Below are 24,392 nucleotides of genomic sequence, written 5' to 3' on the forward strand. Positions count from 1 at the left end.
GGGTGGCGTCACAGCTCCGCGGCGACCTCCGTGCCCTGGCGGATCGCACGCTTGGCGTCCAGCTCGGCGGCCACGTCCGCGCCCCCGATCAGATGAACCGGCCGCCCGGCGGCGCGCAGTTCCTCGTACAGGTCGCGGCGCGGTTCCTGCCCGGCGCAGAGCACCACGGTGTCCACCGGCAGGAGGTGCTGCTCGCCGTCCACGGTGAGATGCAGCCCCTCGTCGTCGATCAGGTCGTACGACGCGCCCGCGATCATGGTCACCCCGCGGTGACGCAGCTCGGTGCGGTGGATCCACCCGGTGGTCTTGCCGAGTCCCGCCCCTACCTTGGTGGCCTTGCGCTGGACCAGGTGCACCGTGCGTCCCGGCTTCGGACGCTCCGGGGCCCGCAGCCCGCCCCGGTCCGCGTAGTCGGTGTCCACGCCCCACCGCCGGAAGAAGACCTCCGGGTCCAGGCTCGCCTCGTCGCCCCCGTCGGTGAGGAACTCCGCGACGTCGAACCCGATGCCGCCCGCACCGATGATCGCCACCCGGTCACCGACGCGGGCTCCGTCGCGCAGGACGTCGAGGTAGCTGACGACACTGGGGTGAGCGACGCCCGGGATCGCGGGGGAGCGCGGCTCGACACCGGTGGCGAGGACGATCTCGTCGAAGTCATCGAGCGCGGCGGACGTGGCGCGGGTGCCGAGCCGGAGTTCGACGTCCTCCTCGGCGAGCCGGGTGCGGAAGTAGCGCAGGGTCTCGTCGAACTCCTCCTTGCCGGGGACCCGCCGCGCGACGTTGAGCTGGCCGCCGATCTCGTCGGCCGCGTCGAACAGCGTCACCGTGTGCCCGCGCTCCGCCGCGGTGACCGCGCAGGCCAGCCCCGCGGGGCCGGCCCCCACCACTGCGACGCGCTTGCGGACCCGGGTGGGCGAGAGGACGAGTTCCGTCTCGTGGCAGGCACGCGGGTTCACCAGGCACGAGGTGATCTGCAAACTGAAGATGTGGTCCAGGCATGCCTGGTTGCAGCCGATGCAGGTGTTGATGGCGTCGGCCCGGCCCTCGGACGCCTTGCTCACGAAGTCCGGGTCGGCGAGGAAGGGCCGCGCCATCGACACCATGTCCGCGCGGCCGGAGGCCAGGATCTCCTCCGCGAGTTCGGGGGTGTTGATGCGGTTGCTGGTCACCAGTGGCACGGAGACCGCGCCGCGTACCTTCTCGGTCACCCAGGTGAAGGCACCGCGGGGGACGGAGGTGGCGATGGTGGGGATGCGGGCCTCGTGCCAGCCGATGCCGGTGTTGATGATGGTCGCGCCGGCTGCCTCGATCTCGCGGGCGAGGTGGACGACCTCGTCCAGCGTGGAACCGCCGGGCACCAGATCGAGCATGGACAGCCGGTAGATCAGGATGAAGTCCGGGCCGACGCGCTCACGGACCCGCCGCACGATCTCGACGGGGAAACGGATGCGGTTCTCGTACGCGCCGCCCCAGCGGTCCTCGCGGTGGTTGGTCGCGGCGACGATGAACTCGTTGATCAGGTAGCCCTCGGAGCCCATGATCTCGACACCGTCGTAACCCGCGTGCCGCGCGAGTTCCGCGGCGCGGACGAAGTCCTCGATGGTCTCCTCGACCTCGTCGTCCGTCAGCGCGTGCGGGGTGAAGCCGCTGATCGGAGCCTTGAGTGCGCTCGGCGCCACCAGATCCGGGTGGTGGGCGTAGCGTCCGAAGTGCAGGATCTGCATCGCGATCCGGCCGCCCGCCGCGTGGACGGCCGCGGTGACCCGGGAGTGCTGTTCCGCTTCCGCCTCCGTGGTCATCCTGGCCCCGCCGGGGAAGGAGCACCCCCGGTCGCTGGGCGCGATCCCCCCGGTGACGATGAGGCCCACCCCACCCGCTGCGCGGGCCGCGTAGAAGGCGGCCATGCGCTCGAAACCGCGCTCGGCCTCCTCGAGGCCGATGTGCATCGACCCCATCAGCACCCGGTTGGGGAGTGTGGTGAATCCGAGGTCGAGCGGGCTCAGCAGGGTGGGGTACGGGCTCATCCGGGTCTCCTCGCACGTGTCGTCGAGCCAGTTGTAGACCACCCGAACGGGGTTATGCAACAAGTTGCACAATGACGTGCGTCGCAGTTCCCCATGCCCCGTGCCGAGGCGCCGCGGGGGTCGCGTCTCCAGTCCCCGCGGGACCGCGTCCCCATCCGCGTAGGGCTACGTCCCAGTCCTCGCAAGGGCGGTCCACGAATGGCGTAACACCTTCGGACTCCCGCGCCCGGGCCGAGGACAGTGGATCGCGTACGGCTCCGCGCCGTACCTCCTCCTCGTCGACAGGAGAAACTCATGAGTTGCAGCTGCATCAACCGGCGTGACCTCGGACTGCTCGTGCTCAGGGCCGGTACGGGCGCCGTCCTGGCCATCCACGGCGCCCAGAAGCTGAGCCATCTGTTCGGTGGTGGAGGGCTCGAAGGGACCACCGCGGCCATGGAGGCCATGGGCTTCCACCCGCCGAAGCACAGCGCCCTGGCGGCCGGGCTGGGCGAGGCGGGCGGAGGAGTCCTGCTGGCCCTCGGCCTCGCCACTCCCGCGGCCGGTGCCGCGGCGGCCGGCACGATGGCGGGTGCCGTCGCCGTACACGCGCCCGCGGGCTTCTTCTCGACCGGCGGCGGATACGAGTACCCGGCCTTCCTCGGCTTCACGGCCGCCGCCATCGGGCTGACGGGCGCCGGACGCTACTCGCTGGACCATGCCACCCGGCACGTGTTCGACCAGTCGTGGTTCGTGGCCCTCGCCTTCGCGAGCAGCGCTCTCGCCGCTGCCGCCGTGGTCGGCCGCCGTGCCAAGGGGCAGGCCGCGCAGGGCCAGGCCGCCGACGAAGACGCCTGACCCCGAAGCGGGCGCACGGCGTTGCCGCGCGGTGGCTCCCCTGCATTGATCGCCGTTTCAGGGGCACCAGGCAGTGCATGAATGCGAACGCACTGTCGACGAACGCAAGCGGTCAGGCGAGAAGAGCCGCGCGGAGCCGGGCCATGGACATCGGGGCCCGCGCGGGCTTCGTCGCGCGCGGCGTGATCTACCTCCTGGTGGGGATCCTGGCCCTGCGCATCGCCTTCTCCGACGGGGGCGGCAAGCAGGCCGACCGGGGCGGCGCCATCGCGGAGATAGCCGAGAAACCCTTCGGGAGCGTGCTCCTCTGGGCGCTCGGGCTGGCGTTGGCGGGGATGGCGCTGTGGCGCCTCTCCGAAGCGCTGTTCGGCCAGGCCGGCGCCGACGGCGACAAGCCCGGCAAGCGCGCCATGGCGGCAGCACGTTTCGTCTTCTACGCCTTCGTCTCCTACTCCGTCCTCTCCTACGCGGCCGGCGACACGTCGAGCGGCAGCGGGTCGAGCGACCGCCAGACCGACGACGTCACCGCACGTGCCCTCGAATGGACAGGCGGTCAGTGGATCGTGGGGATCGCCGGCGCCGTGGTGACGGGCGCGGGCCTCTGGATCGCCTTCCGCGCTCTCGCACGCAAGTACCACAAGCATCTGAAGATGGCCGAGATGTCGAAGAGGACCCGTCAGGCGGTCGATGTCGTGGGCGTCTTCGGCGGCACCGTCCGGGGTGCCGTCTTCGCCACGGCGGGCGGATTCGCCATCGCCGCGGCGATCCAGCACGAACCGGGCCGGGCCAAGGGCATGGACGACACCCTGCGTTCCTTCACCGAAACGCCCGCCGGCCCCTGGCTGCTCGTCCTCATCGCGCTCGGGCTGGCCGCCTTCGGCCTGTTCTCCTGGGCCAACGCCCGCTGGCGCAAGATTTGAGCGGACGGCGGCGCCGGCCCGTCAGTCGAGGCCCCTGGCCTTCTTGAAGCGAGCCAGCCCCTCCGACAGCCCGACGACCGGCTCCGGATAGCCGGAGCCGGACCGCTCGCCCGCCGGCAGTTTCCAGGGCTCGAACACCGCGGAGCCGGAGACCCCGGCCAACTCGGGCACCCAGCGCCGTACATAGGTGCCGTCCGGGTCGTACCGCCTGGCCTGCGTCACGGGATTCAGCACCCGGTTGGGCCGGCTGTCCGTCCCGGTGCCCGCCACCCACTGCCAGTTGAGCTGGTTGTTGGCGACGTCCCCGTCGACCAGCAGGTCCAGGAAGTGCCGCGCCCCGGTCCGCCAGTCCACGTACAGCGTCTTGGCGAGAAAACTTGCCGCGAGCAGGCGTCCACGGTTGTGCATCCACCCCTCATGGCGCAGCTGCCGCATCGCCGCGTCCACCAGCGGATAGCCCGTGCGGCCCTCCTTCCAGGCGTCCGTGTCGTCCGCCACCGCCTTGCCGGTGCGCCAACGGTCCTGCCGCGGCCGGTAGTCCGTGTGCGACGCGGCGGGGCGGGCGGAGAGGACCTGGTGGTGGAAGTCCCGCCAGCACAGTTGCCGGACGAAGGCCTCCGCGCCGGGACCCCCCGCGGAGCGTGCGCGGTGCACCAGCTCGACGGACGACAGGGTGCCGAAGTGCAGGTGGGGGGAGAGCCGTGAGGTCGCGTCCCCCGCGAGGTCGTCGTGCAGATCCTCGTACGAGGCGATTCCGCTGCGGCGCCATGCCGCGACGCGCTTGCGGCCCGCCGCCTCGCCGCCCTCGGCGAGGCCGGGGGAGAGCCCCTTGACTCCCGTCCGCGACGGCAGCGCGGCGGACCCGGGGCCCTCCGGAACGCGCACGGTGCGAGGGGCCCGGAAGGGCTCGCGCAGACCTTCCGCGGACCACTTGCGGAAGTAGGGCGTGAACACACCGAAGTGGTCCTTCCCGGAGCCGGACGGAACCAGGGCTCCGGGCGCGACCGCAGTGACCACGGCATCGTGAACCCGCAGCTCGCATCTCGTGGAACCCAGCGCCTCGCGGAGCCGCTCCTCGCGGCGGTGGGCGTAGGCGCTCACCCCTGCCGCCATGTGGACCGACGCCGCGCCGGTCTCGGTGACGACGCGGCCCACCTCCTCGGCCACGTCGCCCTGCCGGACGATCAGCCGGCCACCGCGCTCGCGGAGCCCCGCGTCCAGGTCCCTGAGACAGTCGGCGAGGAACGCACGCCGGTTGGGCGCGTCGAATCCCGCGGCTTCCACGGCCTCGTCGAGGACGAACAGCGGCACCACCTCGTCGGCGGCCGTCAGTGCGGCGTGCAGCGGCGGATGATCGTGGAGTCGAAGATCGGAGGTGAACAGGACGACGGCGGTGGTCATGCCGGACCACCCGTCCTTCCCTGATTCGCCGCCCGGGCGATGTTTCGGGCCATCCCGCCGAAGACCACCGCATGGAACGGCGACACGCTCCACCAGTAGGCGTGACCGAGGAGCCCGAGGGGATGGAAGATGGCGCGCTGCCGGTAGTGCGACCGGCCGTTCTCGCCCCTCTCCGCGTACATCTCCAGCCAGGCCAGCCCGGGCAGCCGCATCTCGGCGCGCAGCCGGAGCAGGCGGCCGGGCTCGATCTCCTCGACGCGCCAGAAGTCCAGCGAGTCCCCGACCCGCAGCCGCTGCGCGTCGCGCCTTCCCCGGCGCAGGCCCACCCCGCCCACCAGCCGGTCCAGCCATCCCCTGAGGGCCCAGGCCAGGGGGAACGAATACCAGCCGTTGACCCCGCCGATGCCCTCGACGACCCGCCAAAGGGCCTCGGGCGAAGCGTCCACGTCGAGTTCGCGGACGTCCGTGTAGAGACTGCCGCCGGCCCAGTCCGGGTCGGTGGGCAGCGGATCGCTGGGAATGCCCGGGGTCGAGGCGGAGGACCACCGCGTCGTCACGTTGGCCTCACGCACCCGCTTCAGAGCCAGGGTCAGGGCTTTGTCGAAGGAGAACGGCTGCCCGGGGCCGTCCGGGACGTACTGGGTGATGTCGTGTTCGCCGCACACCACCTCGTACCTCAGCGACTCGGCGAGCGGACGGGCGAGCTGGCGGGGGACGGGGGTGACCGCGCCGATCCAGATGCTGGACAAGCCCGGACTCAGCATCGGTACGGGGAGGATCACCCGGCGGAGGCCCGCCACCCGTGCGTACTGCTCCATCATGTGGCGGTACGTGAGGACATCGGGCCCGCCGATGTCGAAGGCGCGGTTCACGTCGGCCGGCATGTGGGCGCTGCCCACGAGGTACCGCAGGACGTCCCGTACCGAGATCGGCTGGATCCGGGTGGAGACCCAGCTGGGGGTCACCATCACCGGGAGCCGTTCGGTGAGGTAGCGCAGCATCTCGAAGGACGCCGAGCCCGACCCGATGATGACCGCCGCGCGCAGTACGGTCGTCGGCACGCCCGAGTCGAGCAGGATGCGCCCGACCTCCGCGCGCGAACGCAGATGGGGTGACAGCTCCCGTGCGGGTACGTCGTCGGGGGTGAGCCCGCCGAGGTACACGATGCGTCCGACGCCGGCGGCGCGCGCCTGCTCACCGAAGACGCGGGCGGCCTCGCGGTCGGTCTTCTCGAAGCCCGGCCCACCGGCCAGCGCGTGCACCAGGTAGTAGGCGACGTCGATGTCGCGCATCGCCGCGGCGACCGAGTCCGCGTCGGTGACATCCCCCTTGGTGACCTCCACGTCGCCGGTCCACGGGTAGTCGCGCAACTTCTCCGGGCTGCGGGCCAGGCAGCGCACCCGGTGGCCGGCCTCCAGGAGCTCGGGCACGAGCCGGCCCCCGATGTATCCTGACGCGCCCGTCACCAGACACCGCAGTCCGCCGCTGTCGTCGTTGCTCTCCATGACCCCTCGCTCCGGCTCGTGTGTCCTACGTCCACCGTGTCCCGGTACGGAGTATTCCGCTTGTCGGCGGCGCTTCAACACGCCGAAGCCCACCCCAGGGATGGCGGAGTGGACATCAGTGCGGGTGGGGCGGGGTGCGAGTGTGAGTGCGGGCGCGTGTGAGCGGGGGTGGGTGTGGCTGCGCGGAACTTCCGGTGCGGACGCGGGGGCCCGGGGCCGCGGCCGTCAGTTCGGGCCGGGCTTCTCGGTCGCGGTGCCCCGGATGACGCGCGGATTCCCGGCGTCGCCGGCCTGCCCGTCCACCGGTGTGACGGACGAGGTGCCGTCGGACTTCAGGGCGCGCGCCTCGCTCTTGAGGATCCGTGCCGACTTGCCCAGGGAGCGGGCGAGTTCAGGCAGTTTCCTGGCGCCGAAGATCAGGACGACGATGACGAGGAAGATCGCGATCTCGCTTATTCCGAACATGACGACTGTCTACTCCCAGATCGAAGTGGGGTTGCGCACCGGTCGGTGGCCGGGTTCCAGGACGGCCGGCTGCGGAGGGGTGCAGCAGGGCTCCGGGAAGTTCCGGGGAAGGTCGGGGAAGGCAGGGGAATGTCTGGGAAGGTCGGGGAAGGGCGGGCGTTCAAGGGTGTGCCGGGCAGTTCTCAGGGACCTGTCGAGCGGTTCTGAGTGACTGGCGAGCGGTTCTGAGGGACCCGCGAGCGGTTCTGAGGGGTGGCCGAGCGGTTCCGAGGGGCGGCCGAGCGGTTCCGGCCTGTCGGAACCGCTCGGCGCGCGGATGAAGCTACTGCACTGGAGAGGGAGAGCGAAGCCGGAGGGGCACCGCGCACCCCGTCCGGAATCTCATCCCTCCTCGCCTTCCTCCTGCTCCCCGTCGTCCCCGTCGCCCTCGTCGCCCTCGAAGAAGTCACCGACCTCGTCGATGACTTCGGCCGCCACCAGGCCGCCCACCACGCCGACCGCGACGCCTGCCGCCCCGGCCGCGACCACGGTTCCCATACCCGGGCCCGTACGGTGGTGCTCCTGTCCGGCGGCATGGCCGTACGCCGAATGGCCGTGGGGCGTGCGGGAGACGATCAGGGCTTCGATCCGGCTGTCCATCTCCGCGGCCCAGTCGCGACCGTGAACCTCGTGATGGCCGATGACGAACCGGCAGAGGGTGTCGCCGCCCTCGGAGAGGAAGCCTCCTCGCTTGTCAGCCTCCAGCACGACTTCGAGCCCGCCGGGTCCGGCGAGGAAGGTCACCTCGATCTCGTTGACCCGGTCGGCGTACCGAGGTGCCGGTGAGAGCTCGATCTCCTGGTAGAAGGGCAACTGCTGGCCCGTGCCCTGGATGCGCCCGAGCTCCAGGTCCGCCGACCTGAAACCGAAGCCGAGCTGCCCGAGTGCCTCGAGCACGGCTTCCTGGGCGGGCAAGGGGCCCACCGTGAGCCGGTCGAGGTCCCCCTTGTCCCGGGCGCCGGATACGGAAAGCTCCGTGCGTACGCCGAGCACGATGCCGAGGTCCTGGCCGTAGAGCTCGGTGACGGGCGTCTCCCAGGGCAGCGCCACGTCGAAGGGGATGACACGCTCCTCGCCCCGGGACAGGGTGAAGCTCCCCGCGACGGTGAAGCGGTCGAAGGTGAGCCCGCCCTCCGGCTCGCCGTCGTCGTGCTCCACCTCGACGCGTGCGACGAGCTCCAGCGTGATGTGCTCGATCGCGAAGTCGGCGTCGCCTCCCTTCAGGCGGACCTCGCCGCCGAGGCTGCCGCCGGGGGTGGAAGCGCCGGGGTGCAGGACCGTGTCCACGGTCGGGCCGCCCACGCCGAGCGAGCCGAGCAGCTTCTTGAACACCATCGTGGCGTTCACTCCTTCTTCCGTACACGGGAACGCGTTCGGTCGCGCTTCTACGCAACTGTAGAAGTGTAAAGGCCGGATGAGCTGCGCAAGCGGTCTCCGCGTGCGTCGGCCGAGGAAGTCCGGAAGTCGTCGCCCGGCCTAGGATGGGGCGGTGGACAGTGCAGACGACCCCCGCGACGGATCGCGCCCGGAAGTGACGGGGGTGTCGGACCTCCAGGCCCTCGCCGTGGAGTTGCGGCGGATGAACAGCGAGATCAATCGTCTGGTCCACGCCTTCGCGCACGCCCAGGGCCTCCATGCCACCGACGTGCAGGCGCTGGGCGCGATCCTCGACTCCGAGGAGCCCCTGACCCCGGGCCGGCTGCGCGAACACCTCGGTCTGACCTCCGGTGCGGTCACGGCGTGCCTGGACCGGCTCGAACGCGCCGGTCACATCCGGCGCGCGCGCGAGAGCGCGGACCGGCGGGTCGTGCATCTCCACTACGAGTCCGGGGCCAAGGCGGCCGCGCGCTCCTTCTTCATGCCCCTAGCCCAAGCGGCGGCGGGTGCGCGCTCCGCATCCGAGCCTCAGGAGCTCGCGGCGGCGCTGCGCTTTCTCGGGCGCATGAACGAGGAACTCTCCGGGATGCAGGTTCCGCGGCGCTGAGGCCGTGCCATTCGGGTAGGCGGTGCAACGCCACACTGTTCTGCATGTAATCTCAATCATTGAGATACATCATGATTGAGAGATCGCGGCCGACCCTGGAGTGCCATGTCCACCGCATCGAAGCCGGTCCGCCGGCTGATTCTTCTGCCTGTCTTCTTCGTCCTCGCATGGCTGGTCGTCGGGGGAGCGTTCGGCTCGTACGCCGGGAAGCTCGGCGAGGTCGCCACCAACGACCAGGCCGCCTTCCTGCCGCAGAGTGCCGAATCCACCCGTGTCATCGAAGCCCAGAAGGCGTTCAGTAAGCAGGAGACCGTACCCGCGATCGTCGTCTGGACATCGGAGGGAGAAGGCGAGCCGCTGGGCGCGGCGCAGCGGCAGGCGGCGACGGCCGCGCTCGCCTCGGTCGAGGGCGGGCCGGGAGTGGCCGGAAAGGTCAGCCCAGCGCTGCCTTCCAAGGACGGCAAGGCGCTGGAGGGCGTCGTCCAACTGCGTCCCGACCTCGGTGACGAACTTCCCGACGCACTCGAGGACATCCGGGCCGCGGCCGACCGCGTCCCGGGGACGGTGGTCCAACTGGCAGGTCCCGCCGCCTCGCAGGCCGACCTGTCCGACGCCTTCGCGGGCATCGACGGACTGCTGCTCGGAGTCGCCCTGGTGACCGTGCTCGTCATCCTGCTCCTGGTCTACCGAAGCGTCCTGCTCCCCCTGATCATCATCATCGGTGCGGTCTTCGCGCTCGGCGTCGCTTGCGCGATCGTCTATGTGCTGGCGGATCACGATGTCGTCCGGGTCGACGGGCAGGTCCAGGGCATCCTGTCGATCCTCGTCATCGGTGCGGCGACCGACTACGCCCTGCTGCTCACCGCCCGGTTCCGTGAGGAGCTCGGACGCATGCCTGACCGGTGGACCGCGATGCGCGCCGCGCTCCGCGAGTCCGCCGGCCCGATCGTGGCCAGCGCCGCGACCGTGGCACTGGGACTGCTCGCCCTCCTGCTCAGCGACCTGACGAACAACCGTGCCCTGGGGCCTGTGGGTGCGATCGGCATCGTGTGCTCCGTCCTGACCGCCCTCACCTTCCTTCCTGCCGTGCTGGTCCTGCTCGGCCGGGCGGCGTACTGGCCCTCCGGCCCGAAGAAGGGGGAGAGCGAACCCGATTCCGGTTCGACGGGCATCTGGTCGCGGATCGCGGCGCTGGTCGACCGCGCACCGCGCAAGGTGTGGGCCGTCACGCTGGTCGGCCTGCTGGCCTGTGCGGCGTTCATGCCGACCCTGAACTCCAAGGGTGTGCCCCTGGAGGAGATCTTCGTCAACGACGCACCGTCCGTCGCCGCGCAGGAGACCTTGAGCCGGCACTTCCCCGGCGGTTCGGGCAACCCTGCCGTCGTCATCGCCGACGCGGACCGGTCGGAGCAGGTCGTGCAGGCTGCCGAGAAGGTGACCGGTGTCGCGAGTGCTTCCGTGCTGACGACCTCGGGCCGTCCCGGTGGCGGGGAACCGCTCGTCGTGGACGGCCGGGTGCGCATCGATGCCACGCTGTCCGCCGCGGCGGACAGCGACGCGGCCAAGGCGACGGTCACACGCCTGCGCGATGCGGTACACGCCGTGTCCGGGGCCGAGGCGCTCGTCGGTGGCTACACGGCGCAGCAGTACGACACGCAGAAGACCGCCGAACACGACCGCAACATCATCGTGCCTGTCGTGCTCGTCATCATCCTCGTCATCCTGATCGGTCTGCTGCGGTCGTTGCTGATGCCGGTGCTCCTGGTGGCGACCGTGGCTCTCAACTTCCTCGCCACCCTTGGCATCTCGTCGCTGGTGTTCCGTCACGTCTTCGGGTTCAGCGGCACCGACTCGTCGGTACCGCTGTACGGATTCGTCTTCCTGGTCGCACTCGGCGTCGACTACAACATCTTCCTGATGTCCAGGGTGCGAGAGGAGTCCCTGCTCCACGGCACCAGGCAAGGTGTGCTGAGGGGACTCACCACCACCGGCGGAGTCATCACGTCCGCCGGTGTCGTCCTGGCCGCGACCTTCGCCGCCCTGGGCGTCATTCCGCTCGCCTTCCTGGTCCAGATCGCGTTCATCGTCGCCTTCGGTGTCCTCCTGGACACCCTCGTCGTACGGTCCCTTCTGGTGCCCGCTCTGGTCAGGGACATCGGGCCCACCGCATGGTGGCCCGGCGCGCTCAGCCGGACCGACAGGGGGACGCAGGCACCTGACGGTGTGAAACCTCTGGCATAGCCTGTAGCGATGCAGACCGGGAAGATCGAACTCCACGTCCATCTCGAGGGTTCGATACGTCCGGCCACGTTGCTGGAGATCGCCCGGCGCAACGGCGAAACCCTGCCGGCCGACTCGGCCGAGGGCCTTGCCGCGCTGTACACGTTCACCGATTTCCGGCACTTTCTCGACGTGTGGAGGATGACCACCAACTGCCTGCGCACGGCGGACGACTTCCGTCAGGTGGTGGTGGATTACGCACGGGAGGCGAGCGGCCACGGCGCCGTGTACATCGAGGCCATCTTCTCGCCGGCCGAGCGGGTGGAGTCCCACGGCATCGCGTGGGACGAGATGTACACGGGCTACGCCGAGGGCGCGGTCGAGGCGCGGGAGAGGTTCGGGGTGACCGTGACGTTCACCCCGGATCTCTACCGAGGCTGCCCGGTGGAACTGGCAGAGGAATGCGCCGTGGTGTCCGCGCGCTACCGGGACCGGGGAGTCGTCGGGTTCGGCATCGGCGGCGACGAACGGCGAAGCGCGCTGGCCCCTTACGCCACCGCTGTCCGCATCGCGCGGGACGGCGGCCTCCCGTTCGTCCCGCACGCGGGGGAGACGGACGGCCCGGCATCCGTGCGGGAGGCCCTCGCACTGGGCGCCGCCAGGGTGCGGCACGGATTCCGGGCGGCCGAGGATCCGCATCTGCTTGCCGAGATAGCCGAGCGCGGTGTCGTCCTCGACGTCTGTCCGACGTCCAACCTCCGCACGGGTGTGGTCGCCGACCTCTCCGGGCATCCGCTGCCTTTGCTGCGCGCGGCCGGAGTGCACTGCTCGGTCAACACGGACGACCCTGCCATGTTCGGCACCGATCTCGGCCGTGAGTACGAACTGGCGGCGCGGTTGGGAGTGACCGCCGAGGACGCCTGTGCGGCCGGCATTGCCGGGGCGTTGTGCGACGACCGCACCCGCATGAGGCTCCGGCGAGGGAGATACGGGGCCTGACCGTACTTCCGCGCGCAAGGGATCTGGGGCGCCGAGGAAGGGCGTGGCCGGGGCGCGGCCCGGATGAGGTGCGGAGCTCGGCAGGAACCTGCGGTCACGTTCGTCGTCGCTCATGAGTCAACCGTGGCAGCGGCGTGTGCGACATACCTCCCCCGCGCGTGGAAGGCGTCTCCCTCCGGCGGGGGATGTCCCGGCGGCGGGTAGCCGGGAGCATTGACCACGAGATTCGCTGCGGATGCAGGTGCTCGTGCCGGTACTTCTATGTGTGCCCTCGGACGGTTGGACGGTTGCTCCAAGCGCCGTGAGGCAGCCGGAGCGTTGTCCCGACAGCCACGGGCGCCCGCGGTCCGCCGGCAAACCGAAGAAGTTCCAGTGTGTCCAGTGCGCAGCCCACCGAGTCAACTGCCGAGCGGAACTTCGTGGTTGCCTGCCTGCCGCTTTGTTCTCACGCGATCCGCTTCGAGACCACCGTTTTTGTGTCGCGAACAACGAAAGGCTGTGACCTGCAATGGTAATTGGCTCGGTTCGGCAGGGTTTCGTGCTGACCTCCGTCATGCCTCGCGATCCGCGAGCGGTCGCCGGAGGAAGACGTCCCAGAGTTCCTGTCCTTGGGCGCCTCTGTCGCGCACCAACCGCGGCCTATTCGCGTCCTACCGCGGTGCAGACGCAGACCTTGTTGCCCTCGGGGTCGGCGAGCACCGTGAACGCCGGGGCCTGCGAGTCGTCGATCAGGGTGCCCCCTGCAGCGACGGCCGCCGCTACGCGGGAGTCGGCCACTTCGGGAGCGAGCCAGAGGTCCAGGTGCCAGCGCTGGTGCGGCACCGGGTGTGCGTCGCTGGGCTGGAACCACACGGCCGGGATACGGTCCGACGGGTCGAAGATCGTGTCGCCGGCCAGACGGCCCGTTCCGCCGGTCAGCAACGCTGCCCAGAACGGCTCTGTCTCCGCCAGGTGGACGGTATCGAGAGCGAGTTCCACGCACGCGACCTCACCGGGGACCGGAGCGAGTTCGAACGACTGGGCGATCCCGCTGATGACTGCGGCGAGTTCGAGGTCCTTGGCGGTGACCCACCGGCCGCCGGACCCGTCCACGCTGAACAGTGCCACGTCGACGAGTCCGCGCCCCAGCCGGATTTCCGGAACGGCGTGGCCGGCTGCCGCTGCGGCCTGTGCGATCGCCGCCACGAAGGCGGCACCGGCCACGTCGTCCTCGGCGCGGAAGCGGGCGGCGATGGGTTGGGCGAGCTTGCGCCAGTCGCTGAGCTCGCCTGCGGTCCTCGCGAGAATCTCGGGTGTGCTGACGGGATCCATGTTCCTGATGGTCCCAGCATTCCCGCCGGACGTCCCGGGGAGCAGGAACGTCAGGAAGGCGACGACCGGGAAGGCGGGCGGCAGGCGGCAGGCGCATGGAGGAACCCCTTCGCGTAGGAGGCGGGCCCTGACCTCGCAGGCCCGGGTGGCGGGACGTGACGCGCACAGCCCCGACTTGTGGTCTCATCCCTCGTTTTGTCGCGCCGGGACAATAGTCCCACTGGGACATTTTAAGGTGTACGGTGCAACTATGAATGCGACAGGGAACGGTCCGGAACGGCGTGGCCGCAAGGCGCGCAGGACCCGGGAGGCGCTCGCGCGGTGCGCGCTCGATCTGGTGATCGAGCGCGGCCTGCGGGGCGTCACGGTCGAAGAGATCGCGCAGGCGGCAGATGTCGACCGGCGCACGTTCAGCCGGTACTTCTCCAGCAAGGAGGCCGCGGTCCTCGACGTCGTAAGGGGCGACGGCGATCGCATCAACCGGGCGCTGCGTGCCCGTCCGCCGGCCGAGCCGCCCCTCACCGCCTACCGCCTGGCCGTCCTCGACTGGCTGGACGACCCCGCGGCGGAACCCTGGCATCTGCGCCCCCGCGTCTTCGACCTGCTGGCGATGGCCGAGGAGGAGCCCACCCTCTACGCCGCGTACCACCACATCCGTGTGGACGCCCAGGAGGAATCGGTCGCGATTCTCGCGCACCGCCTCGATGTCGACCCCCGGGTGGATCTCCGCCCCGCGGTAGCCGTCGCGGCGGGGGCGGGAGCACTGCTCGCCGCGCAGACGGCGTGGATTCGGGGCGGCCGTCCTGCCGCACTTCCCGAATTCGTCGTACAAGCCTTCGACGCCCTCTCCACGAACCTGCGGGAACTGCCGCAGGCCGGGCCGGAGCCACACAGCACCAAGCAAGGAAGTACCTGATGACCACCAACCTCCCCACCGCCTACGAAGCAGAGTTCGACGGCAGGATCGCCCTCGTCACAGGCGGCGCCTCCGGAATAGGTCTGGCACTCTCCAGGCGGCTCGCCGCGAGCGGCGCGACCGTCGTCGTCGCCGATCACCAAGAGGAGAGCGCCCGCGAGGCGGCCGACGAACTGCGGGCCACGGGTGCCCGCGCAGCCGCCGTCGTCCTCGACGTCACCGACCCCGCATCCGTTGAGGCCGGTGTGCGGTTCGCCGTCGACACCTTCGGTGCCCTGCACCTCGCCGTGAACAACGCGGGCATCGGCGGTCCCGCCCGGCCCACCGGCGTGTACGGGATCGAGGACTGGAACAGGGTCGTCGCCACCAATCTCAGCGGCGTCTTCTACTCCATGCGTTACGAGATCCCCGCCATCCTGGCCGCCGGCGGTGGCGCCGTCGTCAACATGTCCTCGATCCTCGGCACCAACGGCTTCGCGAACTCCCCGGCGTACGTCGCCGCCAAGCACGGTGTCGTCGGCCTCACCAAGACCGCCGCACTCGAGTACGCCGCGCAGAACATCCGTATCAACGCGGTGGGGCCCGGCTTCATCGACACGCCCCTGCTGCGTGACACCGACGGCCCGGCCCGCGAGCACCTGATATCCCTGCATCCCGCGGGCCGCCTCGGCACCTCGGAGGAGGTCGCCGAGCTCGCCGCGTTCCTGCTCTCCGACCGGGCGTCCTTCATCCACGGCAGTTACCACCTCGCCGACGGCGGCTACTCCGCCTCTTGAGCCCCGAGTGGCACGCCACCGCCATGGGAGTCACAAAGGAACAACGGAGAACGAAGGAGAGTCATGAAGGCCGTCCAGTACCGCACTGTCGGCGCAGCCCCCGAGGTCGTCGACATACCGGAACCCGTAGCGGGCCCCGGGCAGATACTGCTCAAGGTCAGCGCCGCGGGTGTCTGTCACTCCGACATCGCCGTGATGAGCTGGCCCGCCGAGGGTTTTCCCTACGAGCTGCCGCTCACGCTCGGTCACGAAGGCGTCGGCACGGTCGCCGCGCTCGGTGAGGGTGCCGTCGGAGTGTCGGTCGGCGACGCCGTCGCCGTCTACGGCCCGTGGGGCTGCGGCACCTGCGTGAACTGCGCGGAGGGCCGCGAGAACTACTGCCTGCGCGCCGCGGACCTCGGCATTCATCCGCCCGGGCTGGGCAGTCCGGGCGCCATGGCCGAGTACATGATCGTCGACGACGTCCGTCATCTGGCGCCGATCGGTGGTCTCGACCCGGCCAGGACGGTCTCCCTGACCGACGCGGGACTCACGCCCTACCACGCCATCAAGCGCTCGCTGCCGAAGCTGCGGCCGGGTGCCAGCGCGGTGGTCATCGGCACCGGCGGCCTCGGCCACGTCGCCATCCAGCTGCTGCGGGCCATGACGGCTGTACGGGTCATCGCCCTCGACGTCACCGAGGAGAAGCTTGCTCTCGCGCGCGCCGTCGGCGCCCACGAGACCGTGCTCTCCGACGAGAACGCCGCCGCCGCGGTCCGTGAGCTCACGGGCGGCACCGGTGCGGAAGTGGTCCTCGATTTCGTGGGGGCCGAGCCGACGGTGAAGACCGCCGGTGCGGTCGCCTCCGTCGACAGCGACGTCACCATCGTCGGGATCGGTGGCGGGCTGCTGCCCGTCGGATTCGGCGTCCTGCCCTTCTCCACATCGGTCACCGCGCCGTACTGGGGGTCGCGCAGGGAGCTCGCCGAGGTCATCGAGCTCGCCCACGCCGGCTCCGTCGACGTACACGTCGAGACGTACTCCATCGACGAGGCCCCGCTCGCATACGAGCGGCTGCACGCGGGCAAGATCAACGGTCGCGCGGTGATCCTGCCCAACGGCTGATCGCGGACGCGACGGCCCGTCGGGCGCCTGCTCACGGCCACCCGGCTCATGGGGGACCGACGGCACCGCCGGCCCCGTCCCGACGGCACGCTCCCATCCTCGGACCGGATACCCGCCGGGCTTCCCTTCAGGGCCTCCCGGCGGGCCGTCCGTCGCCTGTAGGCACAGCGGACCGCTGTCACCCGGCCCGTACGCACAGTTGGGTTGCTGCGACCCGGCCCGTACGCACAGGTGGGTTGCTGCCACCCCGTCCGTACGGCCAGGCGGGCTGCTGTCACCGGGCCGTACGGTGAGGGGACTGCTGTCATTCCGCCCGTCGGCTCAGGGGGCTGTGGTCACCGCGTCGGCTCGGGTCAGGCGTACCGGGTCGGTTCCGGACGAGCTGTGACGTTCGGCCCAGTTCTCCAGAGCGGTACGGCAGGCGTGGTCCAGGTGGTTCAGGCCGGAGAGGTCCAGCGAGATGGGCCGGTCGTCGGGGAGGGCCTCCAAGCTGTCCAGTATTTTCGGCAGCCGAAGGAATGTGGCGTTGCCGGACAGCCGTGCCCGGATGCAGCCGTCGCTGCGGTCGACCACATCCAGCTTGATGTGCGAGGCGTCCCAGGCGGCCTTGGCCACCGAGAGCGCCAGCCCGGTCAGAACCCCCTCGAACATGTTGACCGTCACGATCGCCACGGCGGTGACGACGAGGATCAGCGCTTCACCCCGGTGCTCGCGCCACAGCGTCACGATCGCGCGCAGCGGGATCAGCTTCCATCCGGCGTGGATGAGCACACCGGCGAGGGCCGGCAGGGGGATGAGCTCCAGCGCGGAGGGGAGCAGGGCCGCGAAAAGGAGCAGCCAGACACCGTGCAGCACGCGTGATGCCTTGGTCCGGGCGCCTGCCCGCACGTTGGCGGAGCTACGGACGATCACGGCGGTCATCGGGAGGGCGCCGAGCAGCCCGCACACCGTGTTTCCGGCACCCTGGGCCATCAGCTCCTGGTCGTACCGGGTGCGGGGTCCGTCGTGCAGTCGGTCCACCGCGGCCGCGCTGAAGAGGCTCTCGGCCGAGGCGATCAGGGTGAAGGCGACGATGGTTCCCAGGAGCCCGAACACCGCCGCTCCGCCGAGCTCGTCGAAGTCGGGGAGACGGACGGCGTCGAGCACGCCCTGCACCCGCACGGTGGCGACGGGCAGGCCGAACACCAGGGTGATCACCGTGGCCAGGGCGACGGCGGCGAGGGCGCCCGGAACGGCGCGTACCCGCTTCGGCGTCCTGTTCCACGCCACGACCAGGACGATCGTCCCGGCACCCATCGCCAAGGACGTGAGCGCGGTCGTGCTGGACGCCGCCTCTGCGAGCATGTGCGGAAGTCCGGCGATCTTGCCGGTCCCGGTGCGCGGTGCCGCGATACCGGCGGCGGCGTAGAGCTGGCCGGCGATGAGGACGAGACCGATGCCCGCCAGCATGCCCTCCACGACGGAGACCGAGATGGCCCGAAACCAGCGGCCGAGCCGCATCGCGCCCAAGGCGAGCTGGAGCAGCCCCGTCGCCAGCACGATGACACCGAGTGCGGCCGCCCCGAACGACTGCACCGCCTCGAAGACGAGCACGGTCAGACCGGCGGCGGGACCTGAGACCTGCAGGCTGCTGCCGCGCATGGCCCCGGTGACGAGTCCGCCCACGATGCCGGTGATCAGCCCCAGCTCCGCGGGAACCCCGGATGCCACGGCCACGCCCACGCACAGGGGCAGCGCGACGAGGAAGACGACGACGGACGCGGCGAAGTCCTGCCGCAGATAGGGGAATTTCGTTCCACGGTCCATGGCGGCCCTCACCCCGTCCGGAGGGGCGTGGGACGGATGCCGCCGGGCGGGAGCGCCCAGGCCGCGGTGTCGCTGAAGCGTAGGACCTCTGACGTCGCGGGATCGACAAGACGTTGCATAGCAGTGGTTCCTCCTGGCGTGCCGGAGGACGGCACGTCGGTATACGTACGAACTGGGGCTCGGGAGGGCCGGAGGACACGGCTCCGCGCCGACGCGTCACATGGGGACGCCGACAGGAGCGGGTCTTCGAGCGCCTCGGGTCAGCTCAGCAGCGGAACACTTGGAGTACGTGCGAGGAGTGCGCGGTCGAGGATCTGGAGGTGTGCTGCGCGTTGCCCATCGCCGCGACGGCGGCGGGGGCGAGCAGGCCGGCCGAGTCGTCCGCGACGGCGGACCGCGCCGGGGTGTCGACGGCGGGGGCGGTGGTGGACCGATGGCGGTCCCGGTGGCGCAGAAGGCCGTTCGGCTCGCCCCGTCGATCGGGTGCGCCGCACGTGCCGTATTCCCGGTTCGGCTTCTCGGACGCCGTTTCCGGGGGCCGGTCCGCGGTAATTCCGGGAGTGGAGGCGTGGGTATGCGGTCCGGATGAACCGGAGAGCGGGAGGTGCGGTGCGAGGAGGAGGCTCATAACGAGAGCGAGTACGAAACGGACTGCCGCTGATCGCACCTTTCTCCTCCCTCCGTACTCCGCGCACTCCATGCCTTCTTCGTGACGCTAACAGGCGGAAGCGCTTATGGAGTTAACCCTTTGTGAAGAGTCCGGAAGTCGACGCGCGAACGAGTTGGCATGTGCGCCGGGGTGCCCATGGCCTGCGTAAGCACCACCGTCGCGCCGTCGGTCCGTGATGAGCGTGAGGCCCGCGGCGATGTGCGTGGTCGCTGAATCCGTAGAAGTGTGCGAAATGCGCGATATTCGTACATCGGTTCGGCGGCGCGTGGTGGGCGGCTGGCGTGAAATGGCGGAAACGGAATGGGGAGCCGGTGGCCGGGAGGCCGGATACTGAATTGGGTGTCGAATATCGGCCGCAGGCGGGGTTGTTAATGGCCGGAAATGCGTGTCGGTGAAAGGTTCGCGTCGAGTACGCCCCGCTGCCCGCTGCCCGCTGCCCGCTGCCCGCTGCCCGCTGCCCGCTGCCCGCTGCCGGGTGCTCAGTGGCCGGAGCCGAGGCGCACCTGGCGGTGGCCCGCTGCCACAGCACCGGGCGGGCACCGGCCCTGTGGGATGCTGGGCGTGTGAACCTGGAGGACCTCGTCCGGCTCCGCCGGGCACGTGACCGGATGGACCGTGACTACGCGGAACCGCTGGACGTGCCCGCCCTCGCGCGCACGGCCCTGATGTCGCCCGGTCACTTCTCCCGCAGCTTCCGCGCCGCTTACGGAGAGACGCCGTACAGCTACCTGATGACGCGCAGGATCGAGCGGGCCAAGGCGCTGCTGCGGAGGGGCGACCTGTCGGTGACGGACGTCTGCTTCGCGGTCGGATGTACGTCGCTGGGATCGTTCAGCTCCCGGTTCACCGAGCTCGTCGGCGAGAGCCCCAGCGCCTACCGGGCCCGCGACCACGTCGACGGTGCCGCCATCCCCGCCTGCGTCGCCAAGATCCACACGCGACCGGTCAGGAATGGAGAAGCAAAACCCGACCCCCGCCCGTAGCGTGACGGGCATGGACATCAAGCTCTCGCAGTGTTTCATCGCCGTCGACGACCACGACAAGGCACTCGCCTTCTACCGGGACGTTCTCGGCCTGGAGGTGCGCAATGACGTCGCATTCGAGGGAATGCGCTGGGTGACCGTCGGCCCGCCGACGCAGCCCGGCGTCGAGATCGTCCTCGAGCCGCCGCTCGCGGACCCCAACGCGTCGGCCGCCGACAAGGAGGTCATGGCGGAACTGCTGGCCAAGGGCCTGCTGCGCGGCGTCATCTTCACCACCGACGACTGCGACGCCACCTTCGAGCGGATCCGCGCCGCCGGCGCCGACGTACTCCAGGAGCCGATCGACCAGCCCTACGGCGTCCGCGACTGCGCCTTCCGCGACCCCGCGGGCAACATGCTGCGCTTCAACCAGCCCCGCGAGCGGTGATCCCTGGCCCCGCGGCGGGGCGGGCGCTACGCTGCCGGGCCTGAACGCCCCGGGCGGCGCCCCGCGCACACTCCCTCCGTCCCGGGAAGGGCGGACGGAACCGAAGTACCGTCCCCGGCGCGGGTCCCGCACCCGTGGGGCGGGGAAACACCGGCGGGGACCGTTTCCACGGCCCCGCGCGACGGATGGAGACAGGAAGAGCATGGCCACGAGGACGGGCAAGCCCACGCCCGAGCTGGACGCCGCCGACAGTCACGATCTGATCCGTGTGCACGGCGCGCGGGTGAACAACCTCCAGGACGTCAGCGTCGACATCCCGAAACGACGGCTGACCGTGTTCACCGGGGTTTCCGGATCGGGCAAGAGCTCCCTGGTGTTCGGCACCATCGCCGCCGAGTCGCAGCGGCTGATCAACGAGACCTACAGCGCCTTCGTGCAGGGTTTCATGCCGACGCTCGGACGTCCCGAGGTCGATGTGCTGGACGGCCTGACGACCGCGATCACCGTCGACCAGCAGCGGATGGGCGCCGACCCCCGCTCCACGGTCGGCACCGCGACGGACGCCAACGCGATGCTGCGCATTCTCTTCAGCCGTCTCGGCAAGCCGCACATCGGACCGCCCAGCGCCTACGCCTTCAACGTCCCCTCCGTCCGGGCGAGCGGTGCGATCACCGTCGAACGCGGTGCGAAGAAGGCCGTGAAGGCCACCTTCAACCGAACCGGCGGCATGTGCACGCGCTGCGAGGGCCGCGGCTCGGTCTCCGACATCGACCTCAGTCAGCTCTACGACGACTCGAAGTCCCTCTCCGACGGCGCTTTCACCATTCCCGGCTGGAAGTCGGACAGCTTCTGGACCGTCCGGGTCTACGCCGAGTCCGGTCTCCTCGACCCCGACAAGCCGATCCGCAAGTTCACGAAGAAGGAGATGCACGACTTCCTCCACCACGAGCCCGTCAAGGTGAAGGTCGAGGGGGTCAACCTCACCTACGAAGGTCTCATTCCCAAGATCCAGAAGTCGTTCCTGTCCAAGGACAAGGAAGCGATGCAGCCGCACATCCGGGCGTTCGTGGAGAGGGCGGTCACCTTCACCACCTGTCCGGAGTGCGACGGGACACGGCTCAGTGAGGGAGCCCGGTCGTCCAGGATCGGGCGGATCAGCATCGCCGACGCATGCGCGATGCAGATCAGCGACCTGGCGGAGTGGGTGCGCGGGCTGGACGACCCGTCGGTGGCGCCCCTGCTCACCGCGCTGAGCCGGAGCCTCGACTCCTTCGTGGAGATCGGACTCGGTTACCTCTCGCTCGACCGGCCGGCAGGCACGCTGTCCGGCGGTGAGGCACAGCGAGTCAAGATGATCCGCCACCTCGGATCCTCCCTCACCGACGTCACCTACGTCTTCGACGAACCCACCATCGGACTTCACCCCCATGACATCCAGCAGATGAACGGCCTGCTCCTGCGGCTGAGGGACAAGGGCAACACGGTCCTGGTCGTGGAGCACAAGCCGGAGACGATCTCGATCGCCGACCACGTCGTCGACCTCGGGCCCGGCGCCGGGTCGGACGGTGGCACCATCTGTTTCGAGGGCACCGTCGAGGAGCTGCGCGCCGGGGACACCGTCACCGGCCGTCACTTCGACGACCGGTCGGCCCTCAAGGAGACGGTGCGCAAGCCCAACGGCGCGCTGGAGATCCGCGGCGCGACGGCCCACAACCTCCAGGACGTCGACGTCGACATCCCGCTGGGGGTGCTCGTCGTCGTCACCGGTGTCGCGGGTTCCGGCAAGAGCTCCCTCGTGCACGGGTCGATCCCGGCCGGCGAGGACGTCGTGTCCGTCGACCAGAGCCCGATCAAGGGATCGAGACGGAGCAACCCGGCGACGTACACCGGACTCCTCGACCCGATCCGCAAGGCGTTCGCCAAGGTCAACAGTGTCAAGCCGGCGCTGTTCAGCGCCAACTCGGAGGGTGCCTGTCCCACCTGCAACGGGGCCGGCGTCACCTACACCGACCTCGGGATGATGGCCGGCGTGGCGACCGTGTGCGAGGAGTGCGAGGGCAAGCGGTTCCAGGCGTCGGTGCTCGACTACCACCTCGGCGGACGCGACATCAGCGAGGTGCTCGCGATGTCGGTCGCGGAGGCGGCCGACTTCTTCGGTGCGGGGGAGGCCCACACGCCGGCCGCGCACCGCATCCTCGGCAGGCTCGCAGACGTCGGGCTCGGATACCTCCGCCTCGGCCAGCCGCTCACCACGCTGTCCGGCGGCGAGCGGCAGCGGCTCAAGCTGGCGACGCACATGGGCGACAAGGGCGGCGTGTACGTCCTCGACGAGCCGACCACCGGCCTGCACCTCGCCGATGTCGAGCAGTTGCTCGGCCTCCTCGACCGGCTCGTGGACTCGGGGAAGTCGGTCATCGTGGTCGAGCACCACCAGGCGGTGATGGCCCACGCCGACTGGATCATCGACCTCGGCCCCGGGGCAGGACACGACGGTGGGCGGATCGTCTTCGAGGGAACCCCGGCCGACCTGGTCGCCGACCGCTCCACCCTGACCGGCGAGCACCTGTCGGCCTATGTGAAGGCCTGACCGGCCGACGGCAGGCCGGCAACGCGTCGAGGGGTCCGCGTCCGTCCGGTCACGGACCCCTCGACACCGGTGCGGAACCAGGACCCGGTGCGGGAACCCGGCCGGTGGGACTCAGCGGCAGCGTGCGGTGAAGCCGTTCGCCGCGAGACCCTGGCAGAAGGACGCCTTGGCCGCCGTGTATCGGGAGAGCCGTCCGTCGACGAACCAGGTGGTGTCCGGGGCGAAGTCGAAGCTGCCGTCGTCGATGCCGTCCCATCCGTAGCGGAAGTCCAGGTTGATGTAGACCACGGAGCGGATCACGCCTCTGAGGTCGTACTGCCCGGAGAGGTTGGGGATCGGTCCCTGGTAGTTCATGAGCGAGAACAGGCGCTTCACCCACAGGTCGCCGCGCTGCTGTTCGAGGCCGTCGGTGGCGCCGCCGTCGGCCGTGAAGTTCATCATTCCTGCCTCGGAGAGCACGACCGGCTTGCCGTGGTCCTTGGCGAACTTGACGAGCTTCAGCACGTTGGCGTCGTGGTCGAAGTTCCGCCACACGGCGGCCGGGTTGCCGTGCTGGTCGGTCCCCACGTAGGCGTTACGGCACTGGCTCGCTCCGACGTCGTAGTTCTGCGGCGGTGTGCCGTTGTAGAGGTAGCCCCGGTCGTACACCGGCAGGCAGAGCTCGTGGGCGAAGACGGAGACGCCCATCCAGTCGACCGTCGAGTCACCGGGGTACATGGCCTCGAACTCCCCGCGGACGGGGTGGAACACGTAGTCCAGGTTGTGCGCCGTGGAGCGACCGTCCAGATATGACGCCAGGCGGTTGAAGGCGCCTTTGTAGGACGAGCAGCTCGCATCCGTGCAGTGGTAGAAACTGCTCACCTCGTAGTCGAGCCGCAGCTTGAACCGAGCGGCCGGGTGACTGTTGGTGAAAGCGAGGAGCCTGTCGAGAGAAGCGGTGTGCCCACCGGCGGCGATCTCCGCGGTGACCGCGCGCGACCGTGCCGCCTTGGCGTTCTCGTCCCCGCCGTTGAAGCCGGGCGGGTTGTCCTTCCAGCTGATGCCGACCTGGACGGTCTTCCCCTGGTTGGCGAGCAGCGTCGCGAAGTCGCGATGGGCGTTGTTGACCCAGTCGCCGCTGCGGAGTTCGTAGTAGACGGAACCGCCGTCGGCGTTCTGCCCGAAGCTGTTGAAGTCGTCCAGGGCGCCCCGGGTCGACTGCCCGAGCAGGAGCTCGGGGGCTGCGGCGGCGGCCGCCGTCGAGGGGGAGGCGTGGGGGGTGGCGTGGGCGGCTGTGGCGCCCGGCCAGACGAGCAGCCCGGCGAGGGCGGCGGTGGCGGCGGACCGCAGCGCGGCCCGGAGTGGTCGTCCGATCAGCATGTGACAGCTCTCCGTGGTGGGGGTCATGTGATCCCGGGTGCCGTACGCGGGGAGGCGTA

20 protein-coding genes are annotated in these 24,392 nt (G+C 70.2%); 11 read left to right on the forward strand and 9 right to left on the reverse strand.

Annotation, left to right across the window (positions count from 1 at the left end; all coding sequences use genetic code 11):
* Positions 1–8 precede the first annotated feature (8 nt).
* Positions 9–2,024, reverse strand: coding sequence for an FAD-dependent oxidoreductase (locus ACFYY2_RS00995; protein ID WP_388735269.1), 2,016 nt, complete (start codon positions 2,022–2,024; stop codon positions 9–11).
* Positions 2,025–2,318: 294 nt separating this feature from the next.
* Here ACFYY2_RS00995 and ACFYY2_RS01000 point away from each other — a divergent pair, with 294 nt between their 5' ends.
* Together ACFYY2_RS01000 and ACFYY2_RS01005 are read left to right on the forward strand one after the other, a co-directional pair.
* Positions 2,319–2,861, forward strand: a complete 543-nt coding sequence (locus ACFYY2_RS01000) for a DoxX family protein (protein WP_388735271.1) — start codon at positions 2,319–2,321, stop codon at positions 2,859–2,861.
* A gap of 77 nt (positions 2,862–2,938) precedes the next feature.
* Positions 2,939–3,781: a DUF1206 domain-containing protein gene (locus ACFYY2_RS01005; protein ID WP_388735273.1), complete on the forward strand. Its 843-nt coding sequence runs from the start codon at positions 2,939–2,941 to the stop codon at positions 3,779–3,781.
* Positions 3,782–3,802: 21 nt separating this feature from the next.
* Here ACFYY2_RS01005 and ACFYY2_RS01010 read toward each other — a convergent pair whose 3' ends face one another.
* From ACFYY2_RS01010 to ACFYY2_RS01025, 4 genes are all read right to left on the reverse strand, one after another.
* Positions 3,803–5,182: a cryptochrome/photolyase family protein gene (locus tag ACFYY2_RS01010; protein ID WP_388735275.1), complete on the reverse strand. Its 1,380-nt coding sequence runs from the start codon at positions 5,180–5,182 to the stop codon at positions 3,803–3,805.
* Positions 5,179–6,687, reverse strand: coding sequence for an SDR family oxidoreductase (locus ACFYY2_RS01015; RefSeq protein WP_388735277.1), 1,509 nt, complete (start codon positions 6,685–6,687; stop codon positions 5,179–5,181). The genes ACFYY2_RS01010 and ACFYY2_RS01015 overlap by 4 nt, the downstream gene beginning before the upstream one ends.
* Before the next feature lie 225 nt (positions 6,688–6,912).
* A complete protein-coding gene (locus ACFYY2_RS01020; RefSeq protein WP_388735279.1) occupies positions 6,913–7,152 on the reverse strand; it encodes a Sec-independent protein translocase subunit TatA in 240 nt (79 codons plus the stop codon).
* 381 nt (positions 7,153–7,533) lie between these two features.
* Positions 7,534–8,526, reverse strand: coding sequence for a sporulation protein (locus ACFYY2_RS01025; RefSeq protein ID WP_388736766.1), 993 nt, complete (start codon positions 8,524–8,526; stop codon positions 7,534–7,536).
* 154 nt (positions 8,527–8,680) lie between these two features.
* On the opposite strand from ACFYY2_RS01025, the gene ACFYY2_RS01030 reads away from it, so the two are divergent.
* From ACFYY2_RS01030 to add, 3 genes are all read left to right on the forward strand, one after another.
* Positions 8,681–9,175, forward strand: coding sequence for a MarR family winged helix-turn-helix transcriptional regulator (locus ACFYY2_RS01030; RefSeq protein ID WP_388735281.1), 495 nt, complete (start codon positions 8,681–8,683; stop codon positions 9,173–9,175).
* Between the two features lie 105 nt (positions 9,176–9,280).
* Positions 9,281–11,416: an MMPL family transporter gene (locus ACFYY2_RS01035; RefSeq protein ID WP_388735283.1), complete on the forward strand. Its 2,136-nt coding sequence runs from the start codon at positions 9,281–9,283 to the stop codon at positions 11,414–11,416.
* Positions 11,417–11,425: 9 nt separating this feature from the next.
* Positions 11,426–12,394 carry an adenosine deaminase gene (add, locus tag ACFYY2_RS01040; RefSeq protein ID WP_388735285.1) on the forward strand — a complete coding sequence of 323 codons (969 nt, stop codon included), beginning with the start codon at positions 11,426–11,428 and terminating at the stop codon, positions 12,392–12,394.
* 639 nt (positions 12,395–13,033) lie between these two features.
* On the opposite strand, the gene ACFYY2_RS01045 is transcribed toward add, so the two are convergent.
* Positions 13,034–13,705, reverse strand: a complete 672-nt coding sequence (locus tag ACFYY2_RS01045; RefSeq protein ID WP_388735287.1) for a VOC family protein — start codon at positions 13,703–13,705, stop codon at positions 13,034–13,036.
* Between the two features lie 250 nt (positions 13,706–13,955).
* Here ACFYY2_RS01045 and ACFYY2_RS01050 point away from each other — a divergent pair, with 250 nt between their 5' ends.
* The 3 genes from ACFYY2_RS01050 to ACFYY2_RS01060 all read left to right on the forward strand — a co-directional run bounded on the left by ACFYY2_RS01050 (position 13,956) and on the right by ACFYY2_RS01060 (position 16,501).
* Positions 13,956–14,621, forward strand: a complete 666-nt coding sequence (locus ACFYY2_RS01050) for a TetR family transcriptional regulator (RefSeq protein ID WP_388735289.1) — start codon at positions 13,956–13,958, stop codon at positions 14,619–14,621.
* Positions 14,621–15,397 (forward strand): SDR family NAD(P)-dependent oxidoreductase, encoded by a 777-nt coding sequence (locus ACFYY2_RS01055; RefSeq protein WP_388735291.1) that lies wholly within the window; start codon positions 14,621–14,623, stop codon positions 15,395–15,397. Before ACFYY2_RS01050 ends, ACFYY2_RS01055 begins: the two co-directional genes overlap by 1 nt.
* Positions 15,398–15,460: 63 nt before the next feature.
* Positions 15,461–16,501 carry an NAD(P)-dependent alcohol dehydrogenase gene (locus tag ACFYY2_RS01060; protein WP_388735293.1) on the forward strand — a complete coding sequence of 347 codons (1,041 nt, stop codon included), beginning with the start codon at positions 15,461–15,463 and terminating at the stop codon, positions 16,499–16,501.
* Positions 16,502–16,822: 321 nt separating this feature from the next.
* On the opposite strand, the gene ACFYY2_RS01065 is transcribed toward ACFYY2_RS01060, so the two are convergent.
* Complete coding sequence (locus ACFYY2_RS01065) at positions 16,823–18,307, reverse strand: SulP family inorganic anion transporter (protein WP_388735295.1); 1,485 nt, start codon at positions 18,305–18,307, stop codon at positions 16,823–16,825.
* Between the two features lie 265 nt (positions 18,308–18,572).
* Entirely contained in the window at positions 18,573–18,935 is a 363-nt protein-coding gene (locus ACFYY2_RS01070) for a hypothetical protein (RefSeq protein WP_388735297.1), read from the reverse strand.
* Between the two features lie 605 nt (positions 18,936–19,540).
* Here ACFYY2_RS01070 and ACFYY2_RS01075 point away from each other — a divergent pair.
* From ACFYY2_RS01075 to ACFYY2_RS01085, 3 genes are all read left to right on the forward strand, one after another.
* Positions 19,541–19,960: a helix-turn-helix transcriptional regulator gene (locus ACFYY2_RS01075; RefSeq protein WP_388735299.1), complete on the forward strand. Its 420-nt coding sequence runs from the start codon at positions 19,541–19,543 to the stop codon at positions 19,958–19,960.
* A 10-nt stretch (positions 19,961–19,970) separates the two neighbouring features.
* Positions 19,971–20,387, forward strand: a complete 417-nt coding sequence (locus tag ACFYY2_RS01080; protein WP_388735301.1) for a VOC family protein — start codon at positions 19,971–19,973, stop codon at positions 20,385–20,387.
* 202 nt (positions 20,388–20,589) lie between these two features.
* Positions 20,590–22,974, forward strand: coding sequence for an ATP-binding cassette domain-containing protein (locus tag ACFYY2_RS01085; RefSeq protein WP_388735303.1), 2,385 nt, complete (start codon positions 20,590–20,592; stop codon positions 22,972–22,974).
* A gap of 111 nt (positions 22,975–23,085) precedes the next feature.
* Here ACFYY2_RS01085 and ACFYY2_RS01090 read toward each other — a convergent pair whose 3' ends face one another.
* The gene (locus ACFYY2_RS01090; protein ID WP_388735306.1) at positions 23,086–24,360 is read right to left on the reverse strand and encodes a hypothetical protein; all 1,275 of its coding nucleotides are present in this window, start codon (positions 24,358–24,360) and stop codon (positions 23,086–23,088) included.
* Between the last annotated feature and the right edge of the window lie 32 nt (positions 24,361–24,392).

The sequence above is a fragment of the Streptomyces sp. NPDC001822 genome (assembly GCF_042892135.1).
In the GTDB taxonomy this organism is placed as follows: Bacteria; Actinomycetota; Actinomycetes; order Streptomycetales; family Streptomycetaceae; genus Streptomyces.